Here is an 18,998-nt window from a genome sequence, read left to right as displayed (position 1 = left end):
GCCGCGCATGTCCATCGGTCACACCCTTCTCGGTCTCCTGGAGACCGGCCCGCGCCACGGCTACGACCTCAAGCGCGCCTTCGACGACAGGTTCGGCCACGACCGGCCCCTGCACTACGGGCAGGTCTACTCGACCATGTCCAGACTGCTGAAGAACGGGCTCGTCGAGGTCGACAGCATCGAGTCAGGTGAAGGACCCGAGCGCAAGCGCTACGCCATCACCGACGCAGGGGTGACCGACGTGCGCGCGTGGCTCGCCACCCCGGAGCGGCCCGAGCCCTACCTCCAGTCGACGCTCTACACAAAGGTCGTCATCGCGCTGCTGACCGGCCGCGACGCGGCCGAACTCCTCGACGTGCAGCGCGCCTCGCACCTGCGGACGATGCGCGAGCTGACCGAGCGCAAGCGCCACGGCGACCTCGCCGACCAGCTCATCTGCGACCACGCGCTGTTCCACCTCGAAGCGGACGTGCGCTGGCTCGAACTGACCACCGCGCGGCTCGACCGGCTCGCCACGGCGGTGCGCACATGACGGGCCCGCTGCTGACCGCCGTCGACCTGCACAAGTCCTACGGGCCCACGGCCGCGCTCGCCGGTGCGTCGTTCTCCGTAGCGCCCGGCGAGGTCGTCGCCGTGATGGGCCCCTCGGGTTCCGGGAAGTCCACGCTGCTGCACTGCCTCGCCGGGATCGCCGTGCCGGACGCGGGCTCCATCACCTACCGGGACACCGAGCTGACGGGGCTCTCCGACGCCCGCCGCAGCGCGCTGCGCCGCAGCGACTTCGGTTTCGTCTTCCAGTTCGGCCGGCTGGTCCCCGAGCTGACCTGCGTGGAGAACGTGGCGCTGCCGCTGCGGCTCGGCGGGACCCGCCGCAGGGCCGCGGAGGCCGCTGCCCGCGCATGGCTCGAACGCCTGGAGGTCGCCGACATCGCGGCCAAGCGCCCCGGCGAGATCTCCGGCGGGCAGGGCCAGCGCGTCGCGGTGGCGCGCTCCCTCGTCACCTCGCCGCGCGTACTCTTCGCCGACGAGCCGACCGGCGCGCTCGACTCCCTCAACGGCGAGCGTGTGATGGAACTCCTCACCGACGCGGCCAGGACGGCCGGGGCCGCGGTCGTCCTGGTCACCCACGAGACCCGGGTCGCCGCGTACTCCGACCGCGAGGTCGTCGTACGGGACGGCGTGGTGCGCGACCTGACGGCGGCCGCCCGGTGAGGGCGGCGCTGCGCGACCTCGCGCTCGGGGTGCGGTTCGCCGCCGCCGGGGGCCGCGAGGGGTGGATCCGCACGGCGCTGACCGCGCTCGGCGTCGGCCTCGGCGTCGCGCTGCTGCTCGCCGCCTCCTCCGTGCCCTCGATCGTCGACGGCAGGACCGCGCGCGCCGACGCGCGGGGCATCGCCGCCGCGCACGGCGCCGGCGCGCACCGCTCGGACCGCTCGTTCCTCTTCATCGACGCCTCGACGGAGTTCCACGGCCGCCCGGTCGACGGGACCCTGCTGCGCGCCGAGGGGCCGGCCGCGGCGACGCCGCCCGGCGTCGCCGCCGTCCCCGCGCCCGGCACGATGGCGGTCTCCCCCGCGCTGCGGGAGCTGCTGGACTCGCCCGGCGGTGAACTGCTCAGACAGCGGCTGCCGTTCAGGGACGCGGGGACCGTCGCAGCACCCGGCCTGCTCGGCCCCGACGAACTGGTCTACTACGCGGGCGACGCCGCGCTCTCCACGCACCGGGGCGCGCACCGCGCCGACGCGTACGGGACCCACGAGGCGCCCGACCCGCTCGATCCGACGCTGATGGCCGTCATCGCGCTGGTCTGCGTCGTCCTGCTGGTGCCCGTGGTGGTGTTCATCGCGACGGCCGTGCGGTTCGGCGGCGAGCGGCGCGACCGCAGGCTGGCGGCGCTGCGGCTGGTCGGCGCCGACGCCCGCGCCACCCGGCGGATGGCCGCGGGCGAGGCGCTGTTCGGCGCCGCCGCAGGCCTGGTGGCCGGCGGCGCCCTGTTCGCCGTGGCGCGGCACTTCGCGGGCGGGATGCGCCTGTGGGGCATGTCCGTCTTTCCCTCCGACGTGGTGCCGGGCGCCCGGCTCGTGCTGTGCGTGGTGGCCGCGGTCCTGCTCACGTCTGTGGGCACCGCGCTGTTCGCGCTGCGGTCGGTGTCGATCGAACCGCTCGGCGTCGTACGGGAGGCGAAGCCGCGGCCGCGGCGCCTGTGGTGGCGGCTGCTCGCGCCGGTGCTCGGCATCGTCACGCTCGTCCTCACCCACACGATCGCGGGCAAGGACGCGGCGCTCGACGTCGCCCCGATCGTGGTGGGCTCTGCGCTCACCCTGATCGGCCTCGCCGGCCTGCTGCCGTGGCTGGTGGAGAAGGCCGTGGCGCGGCTGCGGGGCGGCCCGGTGCCGTGGCAGCTGGCGACCAGGCGGCTCCAGCTCAGCGGCGGCACCGCCGCACGCGCGGTCGCCGGGATCACCGTCGCGGTGGCGGGCGCGATCCTGCTCCAGATGGTGTTCGGCGGCATGCAGAGCGACTTCGCCCACCCGGACCGCTCGACCGGCGCACCGCCGTCGGCCACCGGACGTGCCGTCAGCGGGCCGCAGCGGGACGCCGAGATGACCGTGCGGATCAGCGCGGGCGACCTGGCGACGGCCGCGCGCATGCGGCGGGCGCTCGGCGCCACGGCGGGCGTCGCCGCTGCCGCCACGACCGTGGAGACGTACGCGACGGTGCCCTCGGGCGCTCCCGCCGCTCACCGGGGTTCGGCTCCGGTGACGGCCGTCACCGTCGGGGACTGCCGTAGCCTGCGGGCCTTCGCGCACCTGACCGTCTGCCGCGACGGCGACGTCTTCGTCTCGCACACCAGGGCGCGGGTCGCGGTGGCGGACCGGCCGGGAGAGACGGTCCTCCTGGACGGCGGCGGCACCGGTGCACCGCCGTCCTTCCGGGTGCCGTCGTCGGCGCCCGTGGTCGCCGCGGTGCCCGGCTGGGACGGCGAGAGCCACGCGGGCGTGCTCGCCACGCCCGCGGCGTTCGGCGCCGCGTCCCTGGCCGGCGGGGAGATCTGGGCCAGGGTCTGGACGGACGGGCACACGGCGGACGCCGTGGAGCGGGTGCGCACCGCCGCCGCGCGGGTGGACCCCGCGGCCCGGGTGGACACCCTGCTGAACGAGGAGCGCGACCGGCAGTACGCGAGCGTCCAGACGGGCCTGCGGCTCGGCGGCACGGTCACCATGGCGCTGATCGCCGCGAGTCTGCTGGTCTCGCAGACCCAGGAGCTGCGCGAGCGCAGGCGGCTGCTGTCCGCGCTGGTGGCGTTCGGCACCCGGCGCTCCACGCTGGCGTGGTCGGTGCTGTGGCAGACGGCGGTGCCCGTGGTGGTGGGCACGGTCCTCGCGGTGGCCGGCGGCATCGTCCTCGGCAAGGTCTCCCTCGACCTGCTGTACGAGCCGCTGCGCAGCTGGTGGGTGTTCTGGCCGTACGCGGGCGCGGGCGCCGCCGTGGTGCTCGCGGTGACCCTGGCGAGCCTGCCGCCGCTGTGGCGGATGATGCGGGCGGACGGGCTGCGCACGGAGTGACCGTACGGGCCTGCGGGTCGGCCGCGGCCCTACTGGGGGGACTTGACGGTCTTCAGCACCGTGCGCAGGTCGTCGGCCATGGCGGGCGCCAGCACGTCGGAGACGAGGTCGGCGGCCACATAGCGCGACCGCACCGAGGACGGCGCCGCCGGGTGGCCGCGGTAGGAGGAGTAGACGCGCACGGAGAGGGTGAACTCGGCCCTGCCGTCGAGGACCCGCAGCGTGGGCGGCAGGTCCCCCACGCTGTCGGTGACCAGGTAGGCGCGGGTGCCGAGGCCGGGCACGCGCAGCAGGTGCAGGGCGGAGCCCGGCGACTTCGGCTCGGGCAGCGCGTCGAACTCGGGCGCCGGGTCGGTCTGCCGGTGCAGCACGTACCGCAGGTCGACGAGGGCGCGCACCCCGCCGCGCGCGTCGGACGCGTCGAGCGGGCTGCCCGCCGGGGCAGGTCCGAGGTCGCTCCTGCACACGGCCGAGTCGACGGCCTCCGTCTCGTCGGACGTGGCCTGCGGCATCGAGGGCCCGCCGAGCACCTGGGAGAGGGCGGTGAGCGGGGCGTCGAGGCAGAGGTCGCGCTCGGGGCCGTAGCCGCCGAGGCCGGGCCCGCCCGCGTGGTACAGCGTCAGGCCGGCGCCCCACACCACCGATGCGGCGAGCGCGCCCCACAGGCCCCAGGTGAGGGCCGTCCTGCGGGGCGTCGGCGGCGGCCTGCCGTCGCCGACGACGACCGGCGGCGCCTGACCGCGGTCCGGGGCGCCGCCGCCGGGTCCCGGCCCCGCGGCGGCGCCACGCTGGCCCGGGATGCCGGGGTCGGCGGCCGCGCCCGACCGGCCGGGGGGCCGGTCGGACCGGCCGTCGTCCTCCAGTTCGGGCTCGGAGATCATCCGGGGCCCTCCCCCGGCCCCCCTTCGCCGTCCCGCGGGCGCCGGTCCTCGCCGCGCTCCTCGGCTCCGGGCCCGGGCGGCTCCTCGGCCCGGCCGGTCGGGGCCCCGGACGCCTGGGGCGGCCCCGGCGGCGGGGTCGGGGCGAGGTCGACCGCGGTCGCGCCGTGCGGCCGCGGCATGGCGCGCACCGCCTGCTCGTGCGCGTACGAACGCAGGTAGCCGACCACCGTGTTGGTGACCGCGACCAGCGGCACGGCCACCACGGCGCCGCCGATGCCCGCGATCAGGCTGCCCGCGGCGACGGAGAGCACCACGGCGAGCGGGTGCACCCGCACCGCGCGGCCCAGGATGAACGGCTGGAGGATGTGCCCCTCGATCTGCTGCACGGCGAGCACCACGAGCAGCACGATCAGCGCGGTGAACACGCCCTGGGTGACGAGCGCGACGACGACGGCGAGCGCCCCTGAGACCACCGCGCCGACCAGCGGGATGAACGCCCCGAGGAAGATGATCACGCCGAGCGGCACGGCGAGGGGCACCCCGAGGAAGAAGACGCCGAGCCCGATGAAGATCGCGTCGATCATCGCGACTATCACCGTGCCGCGCACGTACGCCGTGAGGGTGTGCCAGGCGCGCGGGCCCGCGCCCGCGACGCCCTCCCGTGCCTGCGCGGGCACGAGCTTGAGCGCCCACTGCCAGATCCTGGCGCCGTCGTAGAGCAGGAAGATCGTGGAGAAGAAGGCGAGGAAGGCGCCCGTCAGCAGCTCCACGATGACGGTGACGCCCTGGAGCCCCGCCGAGGTGATCTCGTTGGTGTTGGTGCCGATGGCCTTGCTGAGGTTCGCCGCGATGTCGTTGATCTGCTTGTCCGTCACATGGAACGGACTCTTCAGCAGATAGTGCTTGAACTCGTTGATGCCGTCGGTGAGCCGGTCGGAGAGGTCGCCGATGTTCTCGGAGACCTGCCAGACCACGAACCAGCCGATCAGGCCGAGGACCACGAACCCGGCGAGGGTGGTGAGCGCGGTCGCCAGGCCGCGCGGCACCCCGTGCCGCTTGAGCCTGGCCACGGTCGGCTGGAGCAGCGCCGTGATCAGCAGGGCGGCGACGAACGCGAGCACCACGAGGCGGACCGCGCTGACGATCCGCATCAGCACCCAGACGGTCGCCGCGAGCACCAGCAGCCGCCACGCGGCCTCGACCGCCACCCGGATGCCCCAGGGGATCGCCGCGACCGGGTCGGGCTTCGCCGACACCGCGGGCGCGTACGAGGGCGGCGGGGGGATCCTCGACGCCTCAGGGGGCTGGAGGGGTGCGGGCGCGTGCTGCGCCTCCGCCTCGGCTCTGCGCTGGTCCAACTTCTGGCCGAGGCGGGTCAGTTCCCCGCCCATCCGGCCAAGCCACGAAGGCACTCTCGACATGTGGTTCCTTCTTTCCCCCGGCCGTCTCCCCACTCGCTCCCCCGGGAGCCGTTCGGGACCGACCGTACACGGGCGGAGCCCCCCACCGAAGGACGGTGGAGGGCTCCGCGGAGTCGAGCGGGAAGGGACCGTGCCGAGCGGTCCTCCCTGCGGCTCAGTACCAGCTGTGGGCCTGCCAGAAGGACCAGGCGCCGCACGGGCTGCCGTAGCGGCTGTCCATGTAGTTGAGGCCCCACTTGATCTGGGTCGCCGGGTTGGTCTGCCAGTCGGCACCCGCCGACGCCATCTTCGAGCCGGGCAGCGCCTGCACCAGACCGTACGCGCCGGAACCGGCGTTCGTGGCGGTGTAGTTCCAGCCGGACTCGCGGGTGACGATGTTGCTGAAGCACTGGAACTGGTCGGCCGGCATCATCTGCCGGGCCATGGCCTGCACCGCCGAGGCGGAGTACGAGCTCTGGACCGCGAACGCCGAGGCGGACTTGATGGCGTTCTGCGCCGCCTCCGCCTTCTTGGCCTCCTCCGCCTTCTTGGCGGCCTCGGCCTTGTCGTCCGCCGCCTGCTTCTTGGCCTTGGCGTCGTGGGCGGCCTGGATGCGCGCCGCCTCCTCGGCGGACTTCTGCGCGGCCTGGTCGGCGGCTGCCGACTGGGCGCTTGCCTGCTGCGCGAGCGACACGGTCTGCACCTGTGCCTGCTCGCCGGAGGGGATGTCCGCCAACAGCGTGGCGTCCGAAGCGGTCGTCTCAAGGTTGTCGGCCGAAGCGTGCTGGGGGTCGCCCGAGGCAACACCCACGACGGCGCCGACAGTGGTGACCGCGGTGGCCGATGCCACTGCGAATCCCCGGACCGAGATCCGGCTCACACGGTGTCCTTCCAGCATCGCCCGCACAGGTGACCCCGCGGGCGCGATCGTGCCCCTGGCACTGGCCTCCGCACTACTGGTCACGGGAGACACGGGCCCGGTGGACAGTCCCTTGCGGGACTGCCGCGTGGTACTCGGGCGGCATGCGGCGGCTGTTGTGGAGTTGTGGGGGCGCCGGAGCGCCTGATGTTGGTGTGCCGCATGCGGGGCCTGACGGAAGCAAGACTCTGCCGGAAGGCGACGCCGCAGAGCAATTCCCCGTTGCGTGGGAAAGCTCACACCCCGTTTGTCCCAACGGATTTGTGGAAATACCGCACAGCACGACGCCGCCCGGCTAAGCTCCTTGGCTCTGCCGGGCGGCGCGGTGCTTTTCTGGCGCGATTCCTCAGATTTGTCCGTCTTCCAGCATCTCCGTCACCAACGCAGCGATCTGGGAGCGTTCGGACCGGGTCAGCGTGACATGCGCGAACAGCGGATGCCCCTTCAGCTTCTCCACGACGGCGACGACCCCGTCGTACCGGCCGACCCGGAGATTGTCCCGCTGCGCCACGTCGTGGGTGAGCACGACGCGCGAGCCCGACCCGATCCGGGACAACACCGTCAGCAGCACGTTGCGTTCGAGCGACTGCGCCTCGTCGACGATCACGAACGCGTCGTGCAGCGAGCGGCCCCTGATGTGGGTGAGCGGCAGGACTTCGAGCATCCCGCGGCCCAGCACCTCCTCGATGACCTCGCGCCCCGCGAACGACGACAGGGTGTCGAACACGGCCTGCGCCCACGGGCTCATCTTCTCGGCCTCGGTGCCCGGCAGGTAGCCGAGTTCCTGCCCGCCCACCGCGTACAGCGGCCTGAAGACCATCACCTTCTGGTGCTGGCGCCGTTCGAGCACCGCTTCGAGGCCCGCGCACAGCGCGAGCGCCGACTTGCCCGTGCCCGCCCTGCCGCCCATGGAGACGATCCCGACCTCCGGGTCGAGCAGCAGGTCGAGCGCGATGCGCTGCTCGGCGCTGCGCCCGCGGATGCCGAACGCCTCACGGTCGCCGCGCACCAGCCGCACGTTGCCCTCCGCGGTCACCCGGCCGAGCGCCTTGCCGCGCTCCGACTGGAGCACGAGGCCCGTGTGGACCGGCAGCTCAGCCGCCTCCGGCACGTACAGGTTCTCCTCGGAGAAGAGGAGGTCGACCTGCTCGCCGGAGAGCGTGAGCTCGCTCATGCCCGTCCAGCCGGAGTCGGTGATCGCCAGCTCGGCCCGGTACTCCTCGGCGAGCAGGCCCACCGAGGACGCCTTGATCCGCAGCGGCAGGTCCTTGGAGACGACCGTGACGTCGTACCCCTCCGCCTGGAGGTTGCGGGCGACCGCGAGGATCCGCGAGTCGTTGTCGCCGAGCCGGAAGCCGGCGGGCAGGATGCCCGGGTCCGAGTGGTTGAGCTCGACACGCAGGGTGCCGCCCATGTCCCCGATCGGCAGGGGCGCGTCGAGGCGCCCGTACCTGATGCGGAAGTCGTCGAGCAGCCGCAGCGCCTGCCGGGCGAAATACCCGAGCTCCGGGTGGTGCCTCTTGGCCTCCAGCTCCGTGATCACCACGATCGGGAGCACGACCTCGTGCTCGTCGAAGCGGGACATGGCGGCTGGGTCGGCCAGCAGGACGCTGGTGTCGAGTACGTACGTGCGCCGGTCGGAGCGGCGCTTCGAGCTGGTCACCACGGAAGGACGAACCCCCTCGGATGAGGTCGGGGATGCGACGGCGTCGCGGGCGGGTGGACCGGGCTCCTGGCCCCTGCGCGGGCCGAGCGCCGGCCCTCCACGTCGCCCGTACGACTCACCGTACGGTCGTCCTGGTGCAAAGGGCCTCCCGGGCGGACGGCAGCCTGCCGACCGCTGGAAACGATGCCCGCCGGCCTGCCCGCGAGGGACCGGCCAGTACGTTCCGGACATCGACCTGGACGGTGTATGCCCAGTTCCGTCGCGCGCCATGCCTTGGCATATGACGCACAGCCCGTGAACGACGGGTGTCGGCGAGCGGTACGGGGCCGCTCGCACCCGGCCGCCGCGGGACCCGCGCTCCCCTGTGTTCAGGCCCCGTAGCGGCGGTGCCTGGCCGCGTAGTCGCGCAGCGCGCGCAGGAAGTCGACCTTGCGGAAGGCGGGCCAGAAAACGTCGCAGAAGTAGTACTCCGAATGGGCGCTCTGCCACAGCATGAAGCCGGAGAGCCGCTGCTCGCCGCTGGTGCGGATCACCAGGTCGGGGTCGGGCTGGCCGCGGGTGTACAGGTGCGAGGAGATCATGTCGATGTCGACGATCTCCGCGAGCTCGTCGTACGAGGTCCCGCGCACGGCGTGGTCCTGGAGCAGGGACCGCACGGCGTCCGCGATCTCCTGGCGGCCGCCGTAGCCCACGGCGACGTTGACGAGTATCCCGCTGTTGCCGATGGTGGCGTGCTCCGCCTCCTTCAGCACCAGCTGGGTGTGGCCCGGCAGGAGGTCCATCGTGCCGACGTGGTGGACCCGCCAGCGGCCGTCGGCCGCGAGGTCGCGCACGGCGTCCTCGATGATGCCGAGGAGCGGTGTCAGCTCCTCCTCAGGACGGTCGAGGTTGTCGGTGGACAGCAGCCAGAGCGTGACGACTTCCACATTGGTCTCGGAGCACCAGCCGAGCAGCTCCTGGATCTTGCTGGCGCCCGCCTTGTGTCCCTGCTCCGTGGTGCCGCCCGACGCCTTGGCCCAGCGCCGGTTGCCGTCGAGGATGACGCCGATGTGCTTGGGGCCCTGGGCGAGGTCGAGGCGCCGTTCCACCCGGTGGGCGTACAGCCGGTACACAAGGTCGCGCAGGTTCACTGGGTCCACCTCATCCGTCGTGTGGGGATCGCCCGCGAGCCGCGACAGCTCCATGGCCAGCGTGCCGGAGCACAGGGCCGCGGCGGGGCCCCGAGGCCGTCACACTACTGCGCGCACGGCACAGGCACCCAACTCGGTCTGTCACAAGTCCGTGATAAGGAAAGACGTGTGACTGATTCTTCCCTGTATCTGGCCGCCGACGAGCGGTACGACGCGATGGAGTACCGCCGTACGGGCCGCAGCGGGCTCAAACTGCCGGCGATCTCCCTCGGCCTGTGGCACAACTTCGGCGACGACTTCGCGCTGGAGAACCAGCGCGCGATCCTGCGCCGCGCCTTCGACCTCGGCATCACCCACTTCGACCTGGCGAACAACTACGGGCCGCCGCCCGGCTCGGCCGAGCTGAACTTCGGCAAGCTGTTCTCCCAGGACTTCGCCCCGTACCGGGACGAGCTGATCATCTCGACCAAGGCGGGCTACCGGATGACGCCGGGCCCGTACGGCGAGTGGGGCTCCCGCAAGTACCTGCTGTCGTCGCTCGACGCCTCCCTGAAGCGGATGGGCCTCGACCACGTCGACATCTTCTACTCGCACCGGCCGGACCCCGAGACCCCGCTCGAGGAGACGATGGGCGCGCTGGCGTCCGCGGTCCAGCAGGGCAAGGCCCTCTACGTCGGCGTCTCCTCCTACAACGCGGAGATGACGGCGCGGGCCGCGGCGATCCTCAAGGACATGGGGGTGCCCGCGCTGATCCACCAGCCGTCCTACTCGATGATCAACCGCTGGATCGAGGACGACGGCCTGCTGGACACCCTGGAGAGCGCGGGCATGGGCTGCATCTCCTTCGTGCCGCTCGCGCAGGGCCTGCTCACGGACAAGTACCTGGACGGCATCCCCGAGGGCTCGCGGGCCTCCCAGGGCAAGTCCCTGGACCCGAAGCTCCTCGACGAGGAGGTCACCCGGCGGCTCAACGGCCTCAACGAGATCGCCCGGCGCCGCGGCCAGTCCCTGGCACAGCTGGCCCTGCTGTGGGTGCTGCGCGACCCGCGCATGACCTCGGCGCTGATCGGCGCCTCGAAGGTGAAGCAGGTCGAGCAGAACGTGGCCGCGCTCGCGGGCGCCCCGCTGACCGCGGAGGAGCTCGCGGAGATCGACGCCTTCGCCGTGGACACCGAGGGCACCAACATCTGGGCGGGCCGGAGCTGACGCGGCGCTGAGCGGAGGGGGCGCGGGAGGCCGCGCGTGGCGGGAGGCGCCGCGCGTGGCCGTGCCCGGCACAGAAAACGGGCCGGTCCGTGGGGGGGGATACGGACCGGCCCGAGGGGGGGTCTCCACCATAACCCTTCGTGAGGACGGACGGGAGCCGGGCCGCCGGAGGATGACGCTCCGCAGGCGGCCGACTGCCCCGTGTGGCCTCGGAATTCCGGCCTCCGGACGCCTGCGGGGAGGCGCGGCGCCGGTGCGGCGCCCCGGGTGTGTCGTAACCCTCAGGAGCGACGGAGGCCCCGGGCGCCGGCTTGACGCCGGGGCGCGCAAGCCGGTCCTGCGGACGGCTTGCGCGCCTCGATGAGGAAGCGCGTGGTCGTCGCGGTGAAGGGGCCGTCGCTGCGGATCGCGGCGTGCAGGAGCGCGAGGCGGTCGCGGTACCGCTCCACGGTGAAGTCCGGCACCATCCACACCACCTTGCGCAGGAAGTACACGACGGCGCCGATGTCGTGGAAGGCGGTGTGCAGCGCGGCCGTCCGCAGCACCACCACGTCGAGTCCTGCCGCCTCGGCCGCCGCACGCGCGGCCTCCGGGTCACGCGCCGAGCGCACCTCGGGCGGCTGGGACCCGAGGAAGTACTCCACGAGCTCGAAGACGGAGGCGGGCCCGACCTCCTGCGAGAGGTACGTGCCGCCGGGGCGCAGCACCCGCGCGATCTCGTCCCACCGCGCCCGTACCGGGTGCCGGCTGACGACCAGGTCGAAGGCGCCGTCCCCGAACGGCAGCGGCCCGCCGGTCGCGGTCGCGACGACCACGGCGCCGCGCGGGCGCAGGCGCTCGGCGGCGCGGGCGACGTTCGGGGGCCAGGACTCGGTGGCGGCGGTCAGCCGCGGCAGCACGGGCACGCCGGCGAGGACCTCGCCGCCGCCGGTCTCGATGTCCAGGGCCGCGCGGGCGCGGGCCATCCGCGCGGCGACGGTCCGCGCGTACCCCCAGGGCGGCCGCTCCTCGGTGGCGCGCCCGTCCAGCCAGGAGAAGTCCCACCCCTCCACGGACACGGCCGCCGCCTCGGCGACCAGCTCGTCGAAGCCACGGGGGTCGCCGGTGGCGCGGGGGCGGATGGGGTCGGCCATGGGGCGATGGTGGCAAGCGGGGCGGGGGCGGGGCCAGCGGTTTGTGCGGGGGCGTTGCCGGGGGGCCGGTGGTGAGGGCGGGCCGCGCGCCGGCGTCAGGCTGTGAGGGCGCCCGTCAGGAGGGCGACGCAGGCGCCGGCGATCATGAAGGGGCCGAAGGGGACGGCCGTCGAGCGGCCTGCGCGGCGCAGCGCCATCAGGGCCAGGCCGTAGAGGGCGCCGAGGAGGAACCCGGCGAACGCGCCGAGGAAGAGGACGGGCCAGCCGTACCAGCCGAGGGCGCAGCCGAGCGGCAGGGCGAGCTTGACGTCGCCGAAGCCGAGGCCGCGCGGGTTGACGAGGAAGAGTGCGGTGTACGCGGCGCCCAGCGCGAGCCCGCCGAGCAGTGCGGTGGGCCATGAGCCGCCGTGCCCCGGCACCAGCGCGGCGGCGCCGAGCAGCAGCGGGGTCGCGGCGGCAAGGGGCAGGGTCAGCGGGTCGGGCAGCCGCCGCACCGCCAGGTCCACGGTGGCGAGCAGCGCGGCGACCGGGGCGATGAGCAGCCACACCACGAGTTCGGGCCGGGGCCCGCAGGCGGCCGCGAGCAGCCCGCAGGCGAGCGCCGTGACGGCGGTGGCGGCGCGGCCGGCAGCGGGGCGGCGCGGGCAGCGGGGGCAGGGCGCCCCGCCGACCCAGCCGGCCGGGCCCGCGGGCAGCGGATGCCCCTCGGGGCAGGCCGTGGGCCGGGGCGCGCCGGGCTCGACGGCGAGCCGGTACGCGGCCCGCGGCAGGCACCGCGCCGCCAGGGCGCCCCACAGCAGCGCCGCGGCGGTCGTCAGCGGTACGGGATCCACGCAACCGACCCTAGTCCCGGCCGGGTTGGCGCGGTGCGCTCGCCCGCTGCCGCGGCCGGGCCCGCGTTACGCTCTGGCCCCATGGGCCAGTGGCGTGACGGCAGCGGGACGTTGACGGTCGAGCCGGACGGGGGCGCGGCGGGCGGGGCGGCCGTGCCGCTGGAGATCGCGGCGTCGTACGGGACCAGGCGGCGCGGACTGCTCGGGCGGGACGGGGTGGCGGGGGCGCTGCTGCTGACCCCGTGCGCCGGCGTCCACACCTTCGGCATGCGGTTCGCGATCGACGTGGCGTACCTCGACCGGCGGCTGCGGGTCCTCGCGGTCCAGACGCTGCGCCCCGGCCGCCTGCCCCGGCCCCGGCTGCGCGCCCGGCACGTCCTGGAGGCCGAGGCGGGCGCGATGGCGGGGTGGGGGCTGCGGGCGGGTGCCGTGGTGCGGGTGGAGGCCGGGGGCGCGGCCGGGGCGGGCGCGGCCGGGCGCGGGTAGCGGGGCGCGCAGGCGGGCGCCACGGGCCTCAACTGCCCACGGCCGAGCCCGCGGAGCCGGCGCCGTCGGCCGAACTCGTCGTGGTGTCCGAGCCGCTGTCCGAGCCGCTGTCCGAGCCGCCGCTCCCGGCGTCCGTGCGGGGGAACGAGACCTCGACGCGGCGGTTCTTCTTGCGGCCGTCCTCCGTGCTGTTGTCGGCGATCGGGAACTCCTCGCCGTAGCCCCGGATCTCGTAGGTGATCCCGGCGTCGGACAGCCGCTGCTCCAGCAGGCTGTGCACGGCCTCCGCGCGCTGCTTGGACAGGACGAGGCCGTGCGCCGACGTGCCGAGGTTGTCGGTGAAGCCGAAGACGCGGACGTTGCCGGCGTGCTGCCGCTCGATCTCGTCCGCGATCGCGGAGATGCGCGAGCTGGCGTCGGGCGAGAGCTTGGCGCTGTCCTTGGAGAAGAGGACCTCGGCCTGGAGGGCGAACGTCACGGTGTCGGGGGTGTCGGAGCGGCGCTCCTCGCCGCCCTGCGACTCCACGACGGACACGATGTCGAGCACGCGCGCGGGCGCGAGGGTGGCGCCGGCCCTGAGCTTGAGCCCTGGCGCGTGGCCGTCGACGGCGGGCGGCGGCGAGGACGCGGCAGCGCCGGGCGGCCCGACGGGCTCGTCGTCCGCGGACGCGGGCGCGGCGGGCAGCACGAGCGCGCACTGCGCGACGACGGTCACCAGCACACCCGCCCCGAGAGCGAGAGCACGCGGCCCACCACCGGAACGCGGCGCCCGGGGGCGCTGGGGGGCGGGCATCAGGAGATCGCAATCGTGGTCGGCGGCAGGCCGGGGAAGTCCATCTGCACCTGGGTGGTGGAGGTGGGCGGTGAGGGGAACTGCGCGAAGAAGGACACGGTCGCGTGCGGCTCGAAGTTCGGCAGGTTGACGGTGGTGAGGGGATAGCCGTCCGTGTCCCTCAGTACGTAATAGCGCTTCTTCTGGGCCGAGTCGACGAGCGTCATCGCGGCGAGCGACGAGCCCGTCCTGTTGACCTGCGACTCCTTGCCGTTCCACGCCGTGGGGGCGATCTGCACCTGGCCGGTCGAGTTGGTGATGCTGCCGGTGACGGTCAGGAAGCCGCCGTTGTCCCGCCGCGCGGAGGTGATGACGAACTGGAACGTGCCGCTGCTCGCCGTCGCCACGGTCGCCGAGGGCGAGGGCGACGCGCCACCGCCCGCCGCAGGGCCCTGGTCGCTCCGGGCGGGCGAGGCCGTCTGCTGTGTGTCGGGCGCCTTCCCCTCGTCCTTGTCCCCGCCGCTTCCGCCGCAGGCCGCCAGAGTGAGCGTCAGCGCGGCGGCGGTGACGGTGGTGGCTACCGCTCTGTGCGCCCGCGCACCATGCCACTTGTTCATGGGTGACGTTCCTTATCGCTCAATCGGGTCAGTTGTCCACGAGCCGGACGGTGAACAGGTCGGCCATGTCCGGAAGTCGGTCGAGATGTTTCGGGTCGATGGTGATGTCTCCCGTCCCCGGGCAGGCCAGACTGCCCGGGGAGACGGGCGTCGGCGACTGCGGGCCGCCCCCGGAAGCGGGTGGCGGGCTCTGCGGCGGCGTGGACGCGGCGGGCGAGAAGCTGCACCGGGGCTCCACCACGGCGGTCGCGGTGGCGGTGGCCCGGTCGTTCTCCGTGCCGGGCACCACGCTCCTGCCCACGGTGTTCTGGGAGACGACTCCGACGGTGAAACCCCAGCGGTCACCCAGGGCCGAACACCCTGTCACCGCGGCTCTGTTCGCATTGGCAAACGTTCCGGCCGCGGCGCAGGCCCCGCCGGCCGGGCCGGCCTCCGCGCCGGCGAACACCCCTGCGAGGAAGCCGGGGTCGAGCGCGGCGTCGAGGAGGTGGTCCTTGAAGTCGTCGCGCGACTGCTGCCCGGCGGCGAGCGCGGCCGCGTCGGCCGCCGACTGGGCGCCGTTGCGGGTGGCGCCCGCCTGGCCGACGACGAAGAAGGCGAGCGCGGCGAAGAGGACACCCGCGATCATCACGATGTAGAGCGCGGCGGCCTGCCCGGATTCGGGTCCTCGGGAGGTCAGCCGCCCGCGCCGGTCACCTTGGCGACCGCGGACTTCAGCGCGTCCGCGATCGTATTGTCGATCCCCGTCGCCACCACCGCCACGATGATCAGGGCCACCAGGATGATGATGCCCAGGTACTCGATGGAGCCCTGGCCGCGGTCGGAGTGGCGGGTGAGGGAACGGGTCGCGGTGTGGACCCAGGTGCCGACGTGTACCCGCGCCCTGGCCGCGCGCCGTGGCGTCGTGTCCTTCATGGTGCTCGCCTCCGTCGCTGTCATCGCCGGTCACCGCCTCTGCACGGTCGGTGACACCGGTGACCTCGGCACCGTACGGCGGGTAAGGGGCGCGGGGCGTGGGCCCGAGGGCCCAACGGTGGGCCCAGTGACGGTCAGCCATGGGTGCCGGGCCCCCTTCGCGCGGTGCCGTGCCAGCGGGCGATGGCCTCGCCCCTGCTGGCGGCGCCGACTTTGGTGAAGATGCGGTTGATGTGGTTCTTGACCGTCTTCTGGCTGATGAAGCAGGCGACGGCGATCTGCTGGTTCGTCATCCCGGACGCGATGAGCTCCATGATCTCCGCCTCCCGCCTGCTCAGTCCAGACGAATGTCCCACGTTTGATTGCTGCTGCAAAGATGCTGGAGGGCTGTTCGGCGGGTTTTCTTGCGGGCCAGGCGAGTCGGGGGCGCCGGGCCCGGTGGCGCGCAGGGCGTCGAGCACCGCGCTCGAAGCCGTGGGCGTGAGGTGGGGGCGGCCGCGCGCCACGCCGTGGACGGCAGAGGCGAGCTGGTCGGCGGTGAACTCGCCGTGGACCAGGTAGCCGCCCGCCCCCGCGCGCAACGCCCGCCGCACGGTGTCGGGTTCGCCGCTGTACGTCAGCATCAGGACGGCCGCGTGCGGCAGCAGCCACGGCAGGGCGGCGAGGCCGTCGACGCGGGGCATGCGGACGTCGAGCAGCACCACGTCGGGGCGGGCGCGCAGGGTCGCCTCGTACGCCTCGTGGCCGTCGGCCGCGGTGGCGACGACCTCGATGCCCGCGTCGTTCGACAGCAGGGAGGCGAGGCCCGCGCGGACGACGGGGTTGTCGTCGGCGACGAGGACCCGCAGCGCGGGGGCGGTGCCGCGGTCAGCCATGGGCGTGCGCCTCCTCCCCCACGGCCCGCCCCGTCAGGGGGAGTTCGAGTCGGACCTCCGTGCCGTGGGCGGCGCTCCCCCTGCCGACCCTGATGCGCGCGCCGATGGCCGCCGCGCGCTCCACCATGCCGACGAGCCCGAAGTGGCCCGCCCTGCGCAGGTCTTCGAGGGTGGTGCCGGCCGGCAGGCCGCGGCCGTCGTCGTGGACGCTGACGCGCAGGACGCCTTGCGGGGTGAGCCCGGCGGCGACGGCGACGCGGCTGCCGCCGCCGTGCCGTGCGGCGTTGTCCATCGCCTCCGCGACGATCGTCAGCACCTGGCGGCCCACCGGGTGGGGCAGCGGGGGCGCGGGGCGGGCGCCCGCGGGCTGCGCGAAGGTCGTGCGTACGCCGGTGCGCTGCCCGAATTCCCGTGTGCGCTCCGCGAGTTCCGTGGCGAGGTCGATACGGTTCGTGGCGCCGGCGACGCGGACGCTGCGCAGGTCGGAGAGGAGTTCGCGGGACTCGGCGGCGGCTCGGCGCGCGGAGCGCGCCACCAGCTCGGCCTGGCGCCGCACGGCGTCGGGGTCCGCGGTGTCCACGGACGCGGCGAGGCCGTCGGCCGCGAGGGCGAGGCCGTGCAGGGTCTTGGCGACGGAGTCGTGCATCTCGCGGGCGAGCCTGGCGCGTTCCTCGTCGACGGCGCCCGCGGCGGCCAGCCGGGACCGGGCCTCGCCGAGGGCCTGGCCCGCCTCGCCGAGGTCGAGCAGGAAGGTACGCAGAGAACTGCCGATCGCGCCCGCGGCCACGCACAGGCCGGGCAGCAGCAGCGGGGTGAACCCGCCGTGCCGCGCGCCGCCGCCCGTGACCGCGTACGCGCCCGCCAGCAGCAGCGCCTGGAGCACGGCGAACACCGCGGCGCCGCGCCAGCCGTAGACGAGCCCGGCGAGCAGGGGCGTGCAGATCGTGACGTAGGCGAGGGTGGAGTCGGGGGAGGCGGTGACCAGCAGCAGCCCGCCGATCAGCATGTCGGCGGCGAGGACCGGCGGGTGGCGCAGGAGCACGGGCCCGAACCGCTCCCAGTCGCGCACCAGCGCGTACGACACCATGAAGGTGACGAGCACGGCCGCGCCGGTCAGGACGAGCGGCAGGCCGCGCGCGGTGCCGCGCAGCGCGAACGGCGCGGCGAGCACGATCATCGCCATTCGGAAGCCGAAGACCTGGCGGCACAGCGCCTGCAGGGCGTTGACCTGAAGCGGCAGCGGCGGAACATGGCGCGGCGCGCGCCCACGTGCGGCGCCCGCAGCGCGCACGGTACGCCGCAGGGCGGCGCGGGCCGCCTGCGCGGCGGTAGAGGTCCGCAGCAGGGCCGTACGGGTCGCCGCGGCTGCGCGGTCGGCGAGGCCCCCGCGACCGCCGCCCGCAGCGGGGCGCGCGTCGGCGGCGGCGCCCTCCTGCGCCGGGGAGCCATCGCCGGCCGACGGGCCGGCTTCGGCCCCCGGATCCTCCCCCGCGCCCGGGTTCACCCTCCTACGCGGGGAGGAACCGGCACCGATCGGCCGGCCCGCGCCAGGGCCCGCGCCCGCGTCCGCGTCGCGTGGCGACGTGTGCGTGCCCGGGTGTGGCGCGTCCCGCATGGTGCCTCCTTTCCGGTCCGGTCTGCGTTCGTGTCCCCGCGTCGTACGGTCTCAGCCGCCCAGGAGTTCGCCGAAGTCCACGCCCGAGCCGTAGTAGAAGCTCATCGCGATCAGCAGCAGCGTCGCGGGGAGCATCACGAGGGTGACGACGAGGGTGGTCTTCGGGACGGCGCGGGCCGCGGCGCGGCGGGCGTTCTGGGCGTCGGTGCGGCGCATGTCCTCGGCGAGCTGGATCAGGGTGTCGACGATCGGGGCGCCCAGCTCCTCGCCCTGCTGGAGCGCGGTGACGAACGTCGAGACCTGTTCGCTGTCGTTGCGCCTGCGCAGCTGGTCGAAGGCTTCCCTGCGGGAGACGCCCAGGTCCATCTGGCGGATGGTGATGTGCAGTTCGTCGGCCCAGGGGCCCCGGTAGCTCTCCGCGACCCGTTCGAGCGCCTGCCGGAAGCCGAGCCCGGCGGAGACGACGACGGCGAGGACGTCGAGGAAGTCGGGGAGGGTGCGCTCGATGTCGTTGCGGCGCCTGCGGGTGGCGGCCCGGATGATCACGTCGGTCCAGACGAGGCCGAAGACCAGGGCCGCGACGCCCAGCGGGAACTGGCCGCGCGCGGTGAGGGCGAGGAACGCGAGGATGCCGAGCCCGCCGAAGACGGCGCGCCGCGCGGCGTAGCGGTCCACGGTGAGGCCGCCCGGGTTGCCCGCGCGGTCGAGGCGCCTGCGCAGCGCGTCCACGCGCCGGGGGCCCATGAGCCGCAGCACGGCGGGCGCGTACCGCATGCCGACGCGGTCGATGCCGGAGCCGACCGCCGAGGTGCGGGTGGCGCCGACCTCCAGGGCGACGCTGAGGTCGCTGGGGAGTCTGGCGTCCGCGCGGTACATGCGGATGCCGTGGAAGACGCCGTACACCGAGAGTCCGAAGACGACGGCGAGCGGCAGGGCGAGTGCGGTCACGGCCTGCTCGCCTCCCGCGCTGCGGCGCCTGCTGTG

At 74.3% G+C, this 18,998-nt stretch carries 19 protein-coding genes; 5 read left to right on the top strand and 14 right to left on the bottom strand.

The features are described from left to right. Positions 1–7 precede the first annotated feature (7 nt). From AB0910_RS09800 to AB0910_RS09790, 3 genes are read left to right on the top strand one after another with little or no spacing between them, the layout of a single operon-like run. Entirely contained in the window at positions 8–532 is a 525-nt protein-coding gene (locus tag AB0910_RS09800) for a PadR family transcriptional regulator (protein ID WP_366744014.1), read from the top strand. Next, the gene (locus tag AB0910_RS09795; protein ID WP_366744013.1) at positions 529–1,212 is read left to right on the top strand and encodes an ABC transporter ATP-binding protein; all 684 of its coding nucleotides are present in this window, start codon (positions 529–531) and stop codon (positions 1,210–1,212) included. The genes AB0910_RS09800 and AB0910_RS09795 overlap by 4 nt, the downstream gene beginning before the upstream one ends. Next, positions 1,209–3,566, top strand: coding sequence for an FtsX-like permease family protein (locus AB0910_RS09790; protein WP_366744012.1), 2,358 nt, complete (start codon positions 1,209–1,211; stop codon positions 3,564–3,566). Before AB0910_RS09795 ends, AB0910_RS09790 begins: the two co-directional genes overlap by 4 nt. 29 nt (positions 3,567–3,595) lie before the next feature. Here the strand turns inward: AB0910_RS09790 and AB0910_RS09785 are convergent, their stop codons facing one another. From AB0910_RS09785 to AB0910_RS09765, 5 genes are all read right to left on the bottom strand, one after another. Further along, positions 3,596–4,447, bottom strand: coding sequence for a hypothetical protein (locus tag AB0910_RS09785; protein ID WP_366744011.1), 852 nt, complete (start codon positions 4,445–4,447; stop codon positions 3,596–3,598). Further along, complete coding sequence (locus tag AB0910_RS09780; RefSeq protein WP_366744010.1) at positions 4,444–5,868, bottom strand: AI-2E family transporter; 1,425 nt, start codon at positions 5,866–5,868, stop codon at positions 4,444–4,446. The genes AB0910_RS09785 and AB0910_RS09780 overlap by 4 nt, the downstream gene beginning before the upstream one ends. A 154-nt stretch (positions 5,869–6,022) precedes the next feature. Continuing rightward, positions 6,023–6,727, bottom strand: a complete 705-nt coding sequence (locus AB0910_RS09775) for a lytic transglycosylase domain-containing protein (protein WP_366744009.1) — start codon at positions 6,725–6,727, stop codon at positions 6,023–6,025. A 385-nt stretch (positions 6,728–7,112) separates the two neighbouring features. Next, a complete protein-coding gene (locus AB0910_RS09770; protein WP_366744008.1) occupies positions 7,113–8,432 on the bottom strand; it encodes a PhoH family protein in 1,320 nt (439 codons plus the stop codon). Between the two features lie 368 nt (positions 8,433–8,800). Then, entirely contained in the window at positions 8,801–9,562 is a 762-nt protein-coding gene (locus AB0910_RS09765; protein WP_366744007.1) for an isoprenyl transferase, read from the bottom strand. Between the two features lie 168 nt (positions 9,563–9,730). Here AB0910_RS09765 and mgrA point away from each other — a divergent pair, with 168 nt between their 5' ends. Then, positions 9,731–10,768, top strand: a complete 1,038-nt coding sequence (gene mgrA / locus AB0910_RS09760; protein ID WP_366744006.1) for an L-glyceraldehyde 3-phosphate reductase — start codon at positions 9,731–9,733, stop codon at positions 10,766–10,768. Positions 10,769–11,049: 281 nt separating this feature from the next. Here mgrA and AB0910_RS09755 read toward each other — a convergent pair whose 3' ends face one another. Further along, positions 11,050–11,901, bottom strand: coding sequence for a class I SAM-dependent methyltransferase (locus AB0910_RS09755; protein ID WP_366744005.1), 852 nt, complete (start codon positions 11,899–11,901; stop codon positions 11,050–11,052). Positions 11,902–11,996: 95 nt separating this feature from the next. Beyond that, entirely contained in the window at positions 11,997–12,734 is a 738-nt protein-coding gene (locus tag AB0910_RS09750; RefSeq protein WP_366744004.1) for an A24 family peptidase, read from the bottom strand. Positions 12,735–12,815: 81 nt separating this feature from the next. Here AB0910_RS09750 and AB0910_RS09745 point away from each other — a divergent pair, with 81 nt between their 5' ends. Beyond that, the gene (locus AB0910_RS09745; protein WP_366744003.1) at positions 12,816–13,220 is read left to right on the top strand and encodes a DUF192 domain-containing protein; all 405 of its coding nucleotides are present in this window, start codon (positions 12,816–12,818) and stop codon (positions 13,218–13,220) included. A gap of 28 nt (positions 13,221–13,248) precedes the next feature. On the opposite strand, the gene AB0910_RS09740 is transcribed toward AB0910_RS09745, so the two are convergent. The 7 genes from AB0910_RS09740 to AB0910_RS09710 all read right to left on the bottom strand — a co-directional run bounded on the left by AB0910_RS09740 (position 13,249) and on the right by AB0910_RS09710 (position 18,962). Next, positions 13,249–13,935 carry an OmpA family protein gene (locus AB0910_RS09740; RefSeq protein WP_366744002.1) on the bottom strand — a complete coding sequence of 229 codons (687 nt, stop codon included), beginning with the start codon at positions 13,933–13,935 and terminating at the stop codon, positions 13,249–13,251. A gap of 77 nt (positions 13,936–14,012) precedes the next feature. Beyond that, positions 14,013–14,609 carry a hypothetical protein gene (locus AB0910_RS09735; protein WP_366744001.1) on the bottom strand — a complete coding sequence of 199 codons (597 nt, stop codon included), beginning with the start codon at positions 14,607–14,609 and terminating at the stop codon, positions 14,013–14,015. A 28-nt stretch (positions 14,610–14,637) separates the two neighbouring features. Then, positions 14,638–15,288, bottom strand: a complete 651-nt coding sequence (locus tag AB0910_RS09730; protein ID WP_366744105.1) for a pilus assembly protein TadG-related protein — start codon at positions 15,286–15,288, stop codon at positions 14,638–14,640. Next, positions 15,285–15,548, bottom strand: a complete 264-nt coding sequence (locus tag AB0910_RS09725) for a hypothetical protein (protein WP_366744000.1) — start codon at positions 15,546–15,548, stop codon at positions 15,285–15,287. The genes AB0910_RS09730 and AB0910_RS09725 overlap by 4 nt, the downstream gene beginning before the upstream one ends. Positions 15,549–15,658: 110 nt before the next feature. Continuing rightward, a complete protein-coding gene (locus tag AB0910_RS09720) occupies positions 15,659–16,399 on the bottom strand; it encodes a response regulator transcription factor (RefSeq protein WP_366743999.1) in 741 nt (246 codons plus the stop codon). Beyond that, positions 16,392–17,690 carry a histidine kinase gene (locus AB0910_RS09715; protein WP_366743998.1) on the bottom strand — a complete coding sequence of 433 codons (1,299 nt, stop codon included), beginning with the start codon at positions 17,688–17,690 and terminating at the stop codon, positions 16,392–16,394. Before AB0910_RS09715 ends, AB0910_RS09720 begins: the two co-directional genes overlap by 8 nt. A 375-nt stretch (positions 17,691–18,065) precedes the next feature. Further along, the gene (locus AB0910_RS09710; RefSeq protein ID WP_366743997.1) at positions 18,066–18,962 is read right to left on the bottom strand and encodes a DUF5936 domain-containing protein; all 897 of its coding nucleotides are present in this window, start codon (positions 18,960–18,962) and stop codon (positions 18,066–18,068) included. Between the last annotated feature and the right edge of the window lie 36 nt (positions 18,963–18,998).

Origin of the sequence: Streptomyces sp. NPDC047002 (assembly GCF_040704505.1) — a bacterium.
GTDB lineage: Bacteria > Actinomycetota > Actinomycetes > Streptomycetales > Streptomycetaceae > Streptomyces.
This window is presented reverse-complemented; position numbering and strand designations above follow the sequence as displayed.